Below are 12,453 nucleotides of genomic sequence, written 5' to 3'. Positions count from 1 at the left end.
TCGGCGCCCAGCCGGTCGAGCAGCCGCAGCACCGCGCCGAACACCCGCAGCTGCGAGGTCGGCCGGTCGGGCCCGTCGCCGACGAACGCCGACACCAGCCCCGACAGCTCCGCGTACGCGACCTCGCCGGCCTCCCGCAGCGCCTCGTCGCCGTGCTCGCGGACCAGGCGGCGCAACGCGTCGATGAGACCGGCGTACGGCACCTCGCCCGAACCGAGCGAGATGCACGACCCCCACAGCACGTGCCCGAGGTGCGCCCCGGAGACCGCGACGAACTCGCGCAGCAGGCGGCTCTTCCCCACACCCGCCTCGCCACCGACGACCACCGTCGCGGGTCGCCCGCGGGCGGCCTGCGCCAGCCGGTGACCGAGCGCGGCGAGCTCGTCGCGTCGCCCCACGAAGGACCCGTCCGGTACCGCTCCGGCATCCACGGACACGATGCTCATCTACGCTCCTCCGTGCCGCATCCCGGCTCCGGTCACCGGCTCACGCCACTCAGTCCGCCCGCCCCGCCCGGTTGGCCGGACTCCGGCGGACGACGGGTCACGTCGGTCACCGTGTAGGCGAACGAGAAGTCCTGTGCGCGCAGGTGCCCGTTGGCCGGGTGCCGTCCGACGCCGAACCGTTCGTGGTGCAGCAGTGAGGTCCGGTACAGCCCGACCTGGTCGCCGACGGCGCGCGACAGCGTCCGGAAGGCGAGGTTGACCACCATCCCGGCGGCGCCGACCGACGCGGCCACCACCGCCGACTGCGGCGTGGCGACGGTGAGACCGAGCAGCGTCGTCACCGCGTCCTGCAGCTCCACGCCGCTGAGCTCGGCCTTCAGCAGGTCGGCCAGGTCCGGTGCGCCCCTGCGGTCGCGCGAGAGCCACACCGCGAGGTCGAGGTGGTCGACCGCCGGTCCCCGGTACACCAGCAGGTCGTCGAGCGGCAGCCGGTCGCCGTCGCGCACGTTGCCGAACCGCGCGGTCGCGGCGCGGTGCACCGGCTCGGTGCCGCCGCTGCCGGTCACTACGAGCGCGTCCAGCCGCAGGTCGGCGCTGCGCAGCGCGCGGCTGCGGTGCACCACCAGGTCGGTGAGCCGCACGGCGACCGACGCGGGCGCGGGCCCGTCCGCCGACCGCTGCCGCGGCGCCGTGCGCACCGACAGGCTCGGGCGGTCGTCGATGAGGAACTTCGCGTCGTCGGGTGCTGGCGGCAGCGCCGGGCTCAGGTCGAAGGTCATCGACTGGACCGCGTACCGCACGGCCGGCCCCCGCACCCGTCCGAGGTCGCGCGGGCAGCCGGTGGCCAGCTGGGTCAGCGTCTGCTCCAGCGGCGAGCCGTCGGCGGCCTCCCGCTGCACGCCCTCCTGCGCCAGCACGCTGACGTCCTGCGGCGCCGACGTGGCGAGCACGATGATCGTCTCGGGGCGGGGGTCGGTGCCGGCGATCTCCAGCGGCCAGGTCAGCGGGACCCCTTCGAGCAGGAAGTCGAGGTCGTCGCGGCCGATCACGTACTCCTGGCCGGGCGCGAGCTCCACGCCCGACGGGCTCATCGCGGTGATCAGCGTGATCTTCGCCGAGACGCCGATGTCGAGCAGCGACACGTACACCGTCGACGGGCCGTCGTTGCGCACCTTCACGTACACGTGGTCGCCGACGTGCACGCGCCCACCCGTGCGCGGCTGCCCGACCGCCCGGCCGTCGACCACCGTCCCCCACTCCGCCGACACGCGGCTCAGCAGCGCGTACCGGGGGTCGTCGGACAGCCCGCGCAGCGCCTGCGCCCGGGCGATCCGCACCAGGTCCGAAAGCGTGTCCCGGTCGCCGGCCGGGCCGGCGGGGCGCGCGTCGTGCAGCGGGCCGACCCGGTCGTGGATGGTCTGCCGGCCGTCGCCGTCGGTGTGCACGGTGACCACGACGGGGTCGTCGTCGGGGCGTGCCGGCCGCACCAGCGGGCTCGCCTCCAGCAGGCGGCGGATGCCCTCGGTGTGCTCCTCCGGGCCGGTGACCCGGACCGGCAGCGCCGGCGCGGTCAGGAGCGTCGGGTGGGCCCGGGCACCCGCCGGCAGCGCCGTCACCCCGGCGCGCAGCGCGAGCGTGCCGTCGGCGGTGGTCGCGCCGACCCGGTCGACGGTCAGTGTCGCGAGGGGTTCCCGGTCGGTCGGCAGAGCGTCGGCGGGCAGCACCGCGAACTCGTCGCCGACCTGGACGCCGAACAGCCGCGCGCCGGGCAGCGTGGCGCGGCCGGTGACGCTGCTGCCCGGCACCAGCACGGGCAGGCTGGCGTCGGGGTCCACCTCGGTGAGGTCGAACAGCCGGCGCCGGAACGGGCCTTCGGCCTCGGGCCGCTGGTTCGGCGACAGCAGCTGCACCCGGTGCCGGACCCGGGTGAGCAGCGTCGACCAGGTGACCGGCAGGTCGCCTGCCTCGTCCAGGGCCGTGACCAGCGACTCGGTGAGGATCCCGGTGCGGCGCCCGTGCGCGTTGGTGTACTCGTACGCCGACTCGTCGGGGGCGCAGGCGACCACGCGCACCGCGTCGGGGTTGCCGAGCGCGGCCGGCCGGTGGTGCTCGTCGCGGCGGATCCGGGCCACGTGCTCGGTGATGTCGGCGTAGACCGGCCGGTACAGCGACTTCACCCGCAGGTCGGGGTCCTTCGACATCCACGCCGAGTGGCAGCAGTCCAGCACGACGACCACGTTGCGGGTCACGGCGGTCAGCGCCGCGAGCCGGGCCGACAGCTCGAAGGCGGTGATCCCGCGGAAGTCGGACTCGGTCGACTCGTGGAAGTCGAACGGAACGATGAACTGCCACCGCCGCGCGGGCTGGTCGGTGGGCGTGGCCGCCGGCGGGTGCGACAGCCCTCCGTGCCCGCTGTAGTAGACGACCACCGCGTCGCCGGGTGCGGTGTCGCTGATCAGCCGGTCGTACGCCTCGAGGATGCCGGCCCGGGTGGCGTCGTCGGCCTCGCAGCGCACCGTGCCGAACCCGCGCCGCAGCAGCTGCCCGTCGATCGCGTCGACGTCGTTTCCGACCCCCGTCAGCCCGAAGGTCTCTGAACCGATCAACAGGGCTCTCCTGGCCACGACGCCTCCCTCGATCTGAATGTCGGCCTATTTCACCCACAGAACGACGACTCATGGAAGTTCGCACAACTACGTACCGCCCACCTACTGACGGACCGCCCCACCCCCAACACGCCCCACCCGCCCCGACCCCGCCGTGCCGCGCCGCGCCCCGCCGCGCCCCGCCGCGCCCTGCCGCGCCCGCCCGCGCCCGCGCCCGCGCCCGCGCCCGCGCCGATCTTGCACTTGTGGCCCCCGATAAGCCGGACATAGGACGAAATAACGGCGGCCACAACTGCAAGATCGGCGTGGGATAGGGCACGGGCGGCGGGGCAGGAGCGGCACGGCCCGGAGCGGCGCGGAGCGGGGCAGGCCCGGTCAGCGGGGCAGGCCCGGTCAGCGGGGCAGGCCCGTCAGCGCCAGACCGTAGCGGCGACGCGGCGGAAGTTGCCGCCGACGATCCCCTCCACCGCGGCCGGCGGGTAGCCGCGGTCGCGCAGGGCGGTGCCGATCGTGAGGAAGTGTTCGGGCGGCATGAAGTCGATCGGGCCCCAGCGGGTGAACCAGTCGGGGAACAGGTGCGGGTTGTCGCGCAGTTCGCGGTTGAAGTCCTCGTGGTCGAACGGGAAGTCGGTCGACACACCGACGTGGTCGGGACCCACGAGGTCGACGGCGTGGTCGACGTGACGTACGAGGGCGTCGACCGACGCGTCGTTGGGACCGAGGAAGATCCCCACCCCGGTGATACCGACGACCCCACCGGTCGCCGCGCACGCCCTCGCCTGCTCGTCGGTGATGTTGCGGGGATGGTCCCAGACCACGCGCATGCACGAGTGGCTGTAGATGACCGGCGCCGCCGACACCTCGCACAGGTCGAGCCCGGTGCGGATGCTGCAGTGCGACCCGTCGACGACCATGCCCACGGCGTTCATCTCCCGCACCAGGTCGCGGCCGTAGGCGGTGAGCCCCCCGTCGGTGTCGTCGAGGCAGCCGGAGCCGGCGGCGTTGCGGTAGTTGTAGGTCGGCAGCATCGTCCGCACGCCGAGGTCGTAGAACTCCCTGACGCGGCCCGGGTCGCCACCGAGCGGTCCCGAGTCCTCGAGGTCGAAGGCGACCGTGACGGCGGAGTCGCAGGCATCGATGTCGTCGACGGTCGCGGCCAGCCGGAGCCGGTCGTCGGCGGCGATCGCCCCGCGCCACGCGTGCAGCAGCGCGAGCACCTCGGCGGCGCCGTGGGGCGCGTAGCCGACGTTCACCGACACGTGGCAGCCGCCGGGCCGCCGGTAGCGGGCCAGCTCACCGACGTCGGCGCCGGTGGACAACGGAAGGCAGCAGTGCTGTTCCCAGAGCAGGGTCACGCCGCGAAGCGTACGACCCGGTCGTCGCCGGAGCGTTCGTCGCCGCGGCCGTCGGTGTTCGACGTGGTGACCCACAACGAGCCGTCCGGCGCGACCTCGACGGTGCGCAGCCGGCCCAGGTTCTGCAGCTGGGCGGCCGGCTGGCCGGTGCGGCCGTCGCCGGTCAGCGGGACCACCCACAGGCGCTCGCCGCGCAGCGCGGCGACGTAGAGCGTCCCGCCGATGATCGCGGCGCCGGACGGCGAGGACTCCGACGTCTGCCACACGAGGAGCGGTGCGGCGAACCGGCCACCGCCGTCGCCGCTGCCCTCGACCTCGGGCCAGCCGTAGTTGCGGCCCGGTTCGATGCGGTTGACCTCGTCGAAGCGGTTCTGGCCGAACTCGGTGGCGTAGAGGCGCCCCTGCGCGTCCCAGGCGAGGCCCTGCACGTTGCGGTGGCCGAGGCTGTAGACCGGCGAGCCCTCGGTCGGGTTGCCGGGCGCCGGCTTGCCGTCGGGGGTCAGCCGGAGGATCTTGCCGTTGGGGCTCGACGGGTTCTGGCTGAGCGGGCGTTGCTGCGCGTCGCCGGTCCCGACGTAGAGCATTCCGTCGGGGCCGAACGCGATCCGGCCGCCGTTGTGGGTGCCGGCCTTCACGATCCCGGAGAACACCACCTGCGGCGCCGCGCTCTCCCCGAGCCGGAAACGGACGATCCGGTTGTCGCCCGACGCGGTGAAGTAGGCGTACACGTACCGGTCCTGGGCGAAGCCCGGCGACACGGCGATGCCGAGCAGCCCGCCCTCACCCGCGGCGGCGACGCCCGGCACGCGGTATACCTCGCGGGTGGTGCCGCCGGAGATCTGCAGGATGCGGCCGCTGTTCCGCTCGCTCACCAGCGCGTCGCCACCCGGGAGAAAGGCAAGCCCCCAGGGGACGTCGACGCCGGTGGCCATCTGCTGCGGCGCACCCAGGTTGGGGGTGGCCGCCGGGCGGGCGCTGGCGCTGCCGGCCGACGCGGAGGGCGCGGGCGCGGAGGTGGCCGGTGCCGGGGTGGCGGTGGGCGACTCCTCGTCGCCGCACGCGCCGAGCAGCGCGCCGCCCAGCACGGCGACGACCGCGACGACGCTCGGCCGGAGACCCATGCGCTGCCCTCTCGTCGGGTGGGCGGACCCGTCCATGCTTACCTCGCCGGACCCGGGTCCGCCCACTCATAAGCGAGTTATGCCCCCTAAACCCGGATCGGGCTCATAACATGGTTTTGTGCCAACGAGCCATGACTCCTACCTGCAGGCGGCAGAGGGCTTCCTCTTCACCGTGCGCGACGAGATCGACCAGCTCGACCTGCGCCTCGACGACTCGCTCAAGATCGCCGAGGTGTTCGCGCTGGTGAGCATCGCCCGGTCGCTGTCCCGGATGGCTCCTCCGATGCCGGCACCGGTGCCGACCGAGAGCGACCTCGGAGCGGCACCGGCGGTCGCCGTCGGGTCCTGACCCGAGTCGCTTCACGACACCTTCGCGCACATCGGGCCGGCCCACGCCGACCCACCGGGATTGCGCAGTTTTCCGTTGTGGTCGACCGGCAGCGACTGGACGGTCAGCACCCACCGGCCGCCGGCGCTGCCGTACCACGGGAAGAACGTGGTGATGCCGATCGTCCCCTCGTGGATGTGATGGCCCGCGCCGGTGAGCAGCTCACCCTTGGCGCACCCGACCTCGATCGTCGCGTCGGTGGCCATGTCGTCGGGACCGGCGGGCGGCACCGCCATCACCGGCTCGTACGAGCCCCGGTGGAGGCTGTGCGAGGCGCAGAGCGCGTAGCCCTTGAACACGTCCTTGTAGGGTTGGACGGTGGAACCGTCGGCCGGCCACGCGACGATCTTCCAGGAGTCCTCCAGGACGTAGGAGCTGCGAATGTCGACCACGTCGGTCCCGAGGGCGTGGAGGTTGCCGAGGTCCCATCCGCCGCCGGTCACCATGGTCGTCTTCCGCGGACAGTAGATGCGGGTCCCGGCCGCGTCGATACCGACCGGCATGGTGACGATCTCCACGCCGACGCTGCGTGACGCGCACTGGGCGTGGGCCGCGAACAGTACGGGCTCCTCGGACCGGTTGGCCACGACGACCGTCCACGACGTGGTGTTCTGCGGGAAGCTCGCCACCACCGGGAACAGGTTCGACGGGAGTTTGGGCGGAAGCGGCTCGGTGTACCGCGACGCCTGCACGCCGAAGCCGCCGCCGACGACCTCCTCCCCCTTCTGACACTCCGACCTGACAAGGCTGCCCGTGTGTGGTTGGACGATGGCGACCGCCGTCCGGTCGGTGACGGTCAGGGGCGGGTCCGCCGCCCTCGCCGGTCCGGGGCCCACCAGGGCGGCCGCACCGGCGACGACGAGGACACAGAAGACGCGAATCGACATGGCCGGAGGCTAGGCGGACGTCACCCGACCGGACATCGGGTGTTTCCCGTCAGATCATGATGATCCGGCGGCCGACCACCCGGTAGTTGCAGCGGGCGAACGTCGCCGCCATCGGAGCGTTGCCGACGTCGGTGGCATCGCTCATCTTCGGTTCGTCCGCCTCGGTGATGATGTGCAGGCCCTCGGCGACGATGTCGTCGGCGTACCGGTGACCCCGGTGCTCCGGCGCCACCCCGATGTACCAGTGCGTCGCCGCGGCCGCCCGGACCGGCAGCGTGAACCCGGCCGCCGCGCCGTCGGCCGTGTAGGCGATCCGCCACCAGTCCCGGTTGCCGTCGGGTAGCTCCTCCGCGTCCTTGAGCATCCGCTCCACGGTGGTACGGGGGTCCCACCGTTCGAGGTCGCGGCGGGTGTGCGCGTCGAGCGTGTTCTCGTTGACGCGCATCATGACGTCGACCAGTTCGTCGTACCGGTCGGCCGCCGGTTCGAAGCGCAGCCGGGTCGACCGGGGCGGCAGCCCGTCGGCGGGGGTCCAGCGCAGGTTGAGCCGCTCGACGAACCGCACCAGGCCGAACCGTTCGGCCGCGGCGATGCGCCGTTCGGCGTCGCGGCGGGCGTCGGCCCGCTCGTTCCAGTCGGCCGGCAGGAACAGGTGGTAGTCGGGACGGCCGCCCTCCGGCTGCGACGGCACCGAGTAGTCGGGCGGCACCAACGCCGCGTAGGCGGCCCGCATGAGCCCGGCGCCCACCTCGACGCCGTTCTCACCGTGGAAGTCGAAGTAGTCGACGCTCCACGGATGCTGGTGCCCGGGCGGCGCCCAGAACGCGATGCGGGCGACGACCTCGCCGTCGCGCTCGGCGATCCAGAGCCGGTCGGGACGGTAGTCGCCGTCGGCGACGAGTTCCTCGAAGGTCTTCGCCCGGACGCCGACGCCGCTGGCGGGCACGGGGAACGCGGCGAACCGCGGGTACTCGCCCTCATCGGCGAGCGGACGGTAGATGATCTGGGACAACGCGAACTCCTCCTGGAGCTAGCGCGCTTCCCCCACATGGTTCGGCAGGATGGGGAAAGGCGACATCGGGCTGGCGAACATCGGACCCCTCCCTTCTCTCGCGTGCGAAGCGTCCATCCTATCGGGACAGATACGCCTCGCGTAAAACGGGTTTCCGGACCTTCAGCGCGGCGTTGCGGGGCAACTGGTCGACCACCATCACGTCGGTGGGCTTCTTGTACGACGCCAGGCGTTCGCGGCAGTACCCCGCCACCCCATCAGCGGTGACCGTCGCGCCCGGAGCCGGAACGACCGCGGCGACGAGCGTCTCGCCCCAGCGTTCGCTCGGCACCCCGAACACCGCGACCTCGGCGACGCCGGGCATCGTGGCCAGCACCCGCTCGACCTCGGCCGGGTACACGTTCATGCCGCCGGTGACGACCATGTCCTTGAGCCGGTCGGTGATGTAGACGTAGCCGGCGGCGTCGACCCGGCCCACGTCGCCGGTGTGCAGCCAGCCGTCGCGGAGGACCTCGGCCGTCTCCTGTGGACGGTCGTGGTAGCCGGCGAACAGCGTCTCCGAGCTCACCAGCAGCTCGCCGGTCCCGCCCGGTGGCAGGTCGTCGCCGGACGGGGAGACCACCCGTACCGACGCGAGGTGCACGGGCCGGCCCGTGGAGGCGTGGACGTCGTCGGCCGCGCAGTCGGGTCCCCAGTCGCCGGGCACGGTCGCGGTGACCGGCGCGCCCGTCTCGGTCATCCCCCACGTCTCGACGAACCGGTCACCGACGACCGCGACGAGGTCGGCCATCACCTCGGGACGCAGCGCCGACGCGGAGTGCAGCACGCCGGTCAGCGAGGCGAGCACCTCGGGACGGCGCCGCACCTCGGCGGTGAACGCCGGCGCCAGCGGGCTCGGCACGTAGGTGAACTGGGACCGTTCCGCGACCATCCGGTCGACCCACTCGTCGGCGGGCAGCCCGGCCATGAACGACACCTCGCCGCCGAGGAACAGGTGCGGCAGCAGCACTCCCCAGATGCCGGCGACGAACGAGAACGTCCCGGTGAACGCGCACCGGCTCCCGGGTCGCAGTCCATAGTGGACGGGCATGTGCCGCACGATCCGCGCGAGGTTCGCGTACGTGTGCACCACGCCCTTGGGCGTGCCGGTGGTGCCGCTCGTGTACCCGACGATGCCCGGCGTGTCAGCAGGTGTGACAACGGCCGGAAGCGGCGTGGCGGAGTCGAGCAGGCCCGCGAAACCCTTGTCCACCACCAGATCCGCATCGGTGGTCGACGACACGAACAGCGCCGGCCGGGCGTCGTCGAGCACCGCGGCGACCTCCGGCGGCCGCAGCCGGTCGTTGACGTGCACCGCCGTGAAGCCGCCGAGCAGGCAGCCCAGGTAGCATTCCAGGGCCTCGACGCGGTTGTCGAACATCAGCGCCACGCGGTCACCCGGCCGGAGCCCGCGCGCCGCGAGCACGCCCGCGAACCGGGCGGCGTGGTCGAACAGTTCGGCGTAGGTACGGGTCACGGAACCGTGGCGCACGGCCGTGCGGTCCGGCACCCGCGCCGCCACGCGCGCGAGGAACCTCATCGCAGCGCGGCCGCCGCGTGGAGCGTCGCGCTCCCGGCGGGGTCGTCCACAGTGGACGCGGGGACGAGCACCACGTCGTCCACCCCGTGCGCCCGGTACTCCGCGATCCGCTTGGCCGCCACCTCCCCGTCTCCGAGGACCCCGACCGTGGCGACGAGGTCCCCGGAGACGGCCGCGAGCAGCTCGCGGGGGTGGGGCGCGGTGCGGGCGAACGCGACGATGTCGCCAAACCCGGCCCGCGTGAACATGTCGGCGTACCCGGGCGCGGCGAGGTATCCGACGAGCCCGCGGCGCAACTGTTCCACGGCGGCCGGGGTGAACCCGGGTCCGATGGCGGCCGGTGCCCAGACCGCGACGCGCGGCCGCCGGTCGCCCGCCGCGGCGTGCAGTTGCCGGACGAGGTCGCCGGCCGTGGCCGGGTCGACGAGGTTGAGCACCATGCGGTCGGCGTGCCGGGCGGCCGTGCGCACCGCGTGCGGACCGAACGCCGCGACGACCAGGTCGCCGCCGGGTGGGTCGAGCCGCAGCCGGTAGCCGCGTGTGCTCACCACCTCGCCGGCGACGTCGGCCCTCGCTCCGTCGAGGAGCAGGCGGACGGCCCGCGCCGACTCGTCGAGGGCCCGTGCGGCGCGCGCCCGCGACCGGCCGTGCCACCGCTCGACGACCACCGTGCTCGACGTGCCGAGCGCGACGTCGACCGGCCGCCCGGTCAACGCCGCCACCGAGGCCGCGCCCATCGCGATCATCGCCGGGTCCCGTACGGTGACCGCGAGCGGGCCGAGCACCAGCCGGGTCGACGGCAGCAGCGGACCGGCCGCGGTGGCGAGTGCGAACGCGTCGTACGTCGCCATCTCGCCGATCCACAGCGCGTCGAACCCGAGGTCGCCGACGATCCGCGCGGTGTCGAGCGCCTCCGACGCCGGCCGGTCCTGCCAGAGCCCGAGCGAGACCTGGACCGTCATGAATGCACGTGATCCGCCGCGAGACCCATGCCGCGCATCAGCGTGGCCCGGTCGTAGTACTCCAGCCACTCGGTGACGAGCCCGTCCTCGATCCGCAGGATGCCGACGACCGGCACCTCGCCGTGGTGTCCGTCGACGTCGAAGTCGTCGACCCGCTCGACGAAGACCCGGCCGTCGATGACGCCCAGCGCCTTGACGCGCAGCTCGATCCGCTCCAGACCCTGTGTCAGCGCCCGGATCCGTTCGCCGATCGCGTCCCGGCCGACGAGGGGATCCTGCATGACGCTGTGCAGCACCCCGTCGGCGGCGAACAGGCCGATGGCGCGGTCCCAGTCCTGCCGGTTCCACGCGTCGAACATGTCGCGGGCCACGGCGAGGCGTTCGTCGTCGGTCACGCGGTCTCCTTCGCGATGTCGTCGCGCAGCTCGCGCTTGAGGATCTTGCCGACGGGGTTGCGCGGCAACGACTCCCGCACCCGCAGGTACTCTGGCAGCTTGTACGAGGCGATCCGCTTGTCGCGCAGGAAGCCGACCAGGTCGTCCAGCGACACCGACTCGCCGGGACGCGGGACCACCACCGCGCACACCTTCTCGCCGAGCACGTCGTCGGGGTACCCGACGATCGCCACGTCGGCCACCGACGGGTGACCGGCGATGAGCCCTTCCAGCTCCGCCGGCGCGATGTTCATGCCGCCGCGGATCACCAGGTCCTTGGCGCGGTCGACGTACTCGAGGAACTGGTGGTCCGCGCCGGCGATCACGAACACGTCGCCGGTGCGCAGGTAGCCCTGCTCGTCGAACGGGCTCGGCAGGCGGTCGCCGTGCAGGTAGCCGGCGAACACCGTGGGGCCCTTGATGCGCAGCTCCCCCGGGACACCCGGCCCGGTGACCTCGTCGCCGGTCACCGGGTCGACCAGGCGCACGCTCGTCCAGTCGGCGATGCGGGAGGACCAGGTGTAGCCGGGAACGCCGTACCGCGGGAAGTAGCGGGCGCGCTCCGACGGGTCGGGAACGTCGTGCGGGTCGGTGAGCAGCGCGATGCCCTCGTTCGACCCGAAGAAGTTGATGATGCCGATGCCGCGCTCCTGCCAGCCGCGCACCATCGGCGGCTGTAGCGGCACCGACCCCGACCCGATCTGCTTGAGCGTGGAGATGTCGGCGGCGGCGAGCATCTCCGGACGCTGCAGCAGCAGCGTCAGCAGCGCCGGCGGGGCGACCGTGTAGGTGACGCCCTCGGCGCCGATCTGCCCGAGGAACGTGGGCAGGTCGAACGGGTGGTGCTGCACGAGCACGCAGCCGACCCGCAGCCACGGCAGGAACATCCCGTTGATGCCGGCCATGTTCACCATCGGGAACGGGTTGAGCAGCACGTCGTGCTCGGTGAGCCGGGGCGCGTCGACGGTGCCCCAGCAGATCGCCAGCCAGTCGTAGTGGCACCGCGGCACGCCCTTCGGGGTGCTCTCGGTGCCCGAGGTCCAGCAGATGGTCACGCACTCGTTCGGGTCGGCCACGTGGGGGTCCACTGTGGACGTCACCGCGGTCATCAGCGCGTCGGCGGACAGCACCCCGTCGGGAACGTCCGGCCCGAACGCGAGGACCGCCCGCAGCGACGGGATCGCCGGGGCGTACCCCGCCAACTCCGCCGCCGCGGCGCGGTCGCCGATCCGCGTCGAGGTGAGGAACAGCGAGGCCTCCGCGAGCCCGGCCAGCTCCACGATCTCGTGCTCGCGGAACTGCACCGGGAACGGCGTGACGATGAGCCCGAGCCGCCACGCGGCGAGGTACGCCGCGACGAGCTCGACGGTGTTCGGCAGCTGCACGGCCAACACGTCGCCGGCGGCGGCGCCGTGGTCGCGCAGCACGACGGCCAGCCGGTCGACCTCGCCGTCGAGCTCGCGCCACGTCAGCCGGCGCGGTTCGGTGCCGACGAGCGCCACCTTGTTGGCCGGGTCGACGACGGCGACGCGGTCGGGCTGCCGGGCGACCTGCGCCCGGAACAGGGGGTCCATGGTGTCCCGCGACCACCAGCCGCGCGCGGTGTAGTCCGCGACGCGCTCCGGCGGGTGCAGTGTACGTCCCGGCATGCCCGACCCCTCCC

11 protein-coding genes are annotated in these 12,453 nt (G+C 73.2%); 1 reads left to right on the top strand and 10 read right to left on the bottom strand.

Annotated features, from left to right (window positions below):
- The 4 genes from Voc01_RS16880 to Voc01_RS16865 form a co-directional block, all read right to left on the bottom strand.
- Nucleotides 1-446, bottom strand: a 446-nt coding sequence (locus Voc01_RS16880; protein ID WP_203928390.1) for an ATP-binding protein, incomplete at its 3' end; no start/stop codon positions are given.
- Between the two features lie 32 nt (nt 447-478).
- Nucleotides 479-3,070 carry a caspase family protein gene (locus Voc01_RS16875; RefSeq protein ID WP_203928389.1) on the bottom strand — a complete coding sequence of 864 codons (2,592 nt, stop codon included), beginning with the start codon at nt 3,068-3,070 and terminating at the stop codon, nt 479-481.
- Nucleotides 3,071-3,462: 392 nt separating this feature from the next.
- Nucleotides 3,463-4,407 carry a dipeptidase gene (locus Voc01_RS16870; RefSeq protein ID WP_203928388.1) on the bottom strand — a complete coding sequence of 315 codons (945 nt, stop codon included), beginning with the start codon at nt 4,405-4,407 and terminating at the stop codon, nt 3,463-3,465.
- Nucleotides 4,404-5,528 (bottom strand): PQQ-dependent sugar dehydrogenase, encoded by a 1,125-nt coding sequence (locus Voc01_RS16865; protein WP_203928387.1) that lies wholly within the window; start codon nt 5,526-5,528, stop codon nt 4,404-4,406. The genes Voc01_RS16870 and Voc01_RS16865 overlap by 4 nt, the downstream gene beginning before the upstream one ends.
- Before the next feature lie 118 nt (nt 5,529-5,646).
- Between Voc01_RS16865 and Voc01_RS16860 the strand changes: the two genes are divergently transcribed.
- Nucleotides 5,647-5,877, top strand: a complete 231-nt coding sequence (locus Voc01_RS16860; RefSeq protein WP_203928386.1) for a hypothetical protein — start codon at nt 5,647-5,649, stop codon at nt 5,875-5,877.
- An 11-nt stretch (nt 5,878-5,888) separates the two neighbouring features.
- On the opposite strand, the gene Voc01_RS16855 is transcribed toward Voc01_RS16860, so the two are convergent.
- From Voc01_RS16855 to Voc01_RS16830, 6 genes are all read right to left on the bottom strand, one after another.
- Nucleotides 5,889-6,803, bottom strand: coding sequence for a hypothetical protein (locus tag Voc01_RS16855; RefSeq protein WP_203928385.1), 915 nt, complete (start codon nt 6,801-6,803; stop codon nt 5,889-5,891).
- Between the two features lie 49 nt (nt 6,804-6,852).
- Nucleotides 6,853-7,815, bottom strand: coding sequence for a GNAT family N-acetyltransferase (locus tag Voc01_RS16850; RefSeq protein WP_203928384.1), 963 nt, complete (start codon nt 7,813-7,815; stop codon nt 6,853-6,855).
- A gap of 118 nt (nt 7,816-7,933) precedes the next feature.
- Nucleotides 7,934-9,394, bottom strand: a complete 1,461-nt coding sequence (locus Voc01_RS16845) for a class I adenylate-forming enzyme family protein (RefSeq protein WP_203928383.1) — start codon at nt 9,392-9,394, stop codon at nt 7,934-7,936.
- Nucleotides 9,391-10,356 (bottom strand): LLM class F420-dependent oxidoreductase, encoded by a 966-nt coding sequence (locus Voc01_RS16840; protein ID WP_203928382.1) that lies wholly within the window; start codon nt 10,354-10,356, stop codon nt 9,391-9,393. Before Voc01_RS16840 ends, Voc01_RS16845 begins: the two co-directional genes overlap by 4 nt.
- A complete protein-coding gene (locus Voc01_RS16835; protein ID WP_203928381.1) occupies nt 10,353-10,751 on the bottom strand; it encodes a nuclear transport factor 2 family protein in 399 nt (132 codons plus the stop codon). The genes Voc01_RS16840 and Voc01_RS16835 overlap by 4 nt, the downstream gene beginning before the upstream one ends.
- Entirely contained in the window at nt 10,748-12,439 is a 1,692-nt protein-coding gene (locus Voc01_RS16830) for a class I adenylate-forming enzyme family protein (protein WP_203928380.1), read from the bottom strand. The genes Voc01_RS16835 and Voc01_RS16830 overlap by 4 nt, the downstream gene beginning before the upstream one ends.
- Nucleotides 12,440-12,453: the final 14 nt, after the last annotated feature.

It is taken from the genome of Virgisporangium ochraceum, from assembly GCF_016863655.1.
Lineage (GTDB): Bacteria > Actinomycetota > Actinomycetes > Mycobacteriales > Micromonosporaceae > Virgisporangium > Virgisporangium ochraceum.
Note: the sequence above shows the minus strand (reverse complement) of the source record. Positions and strands in the feature narration are given on the sequence as shown.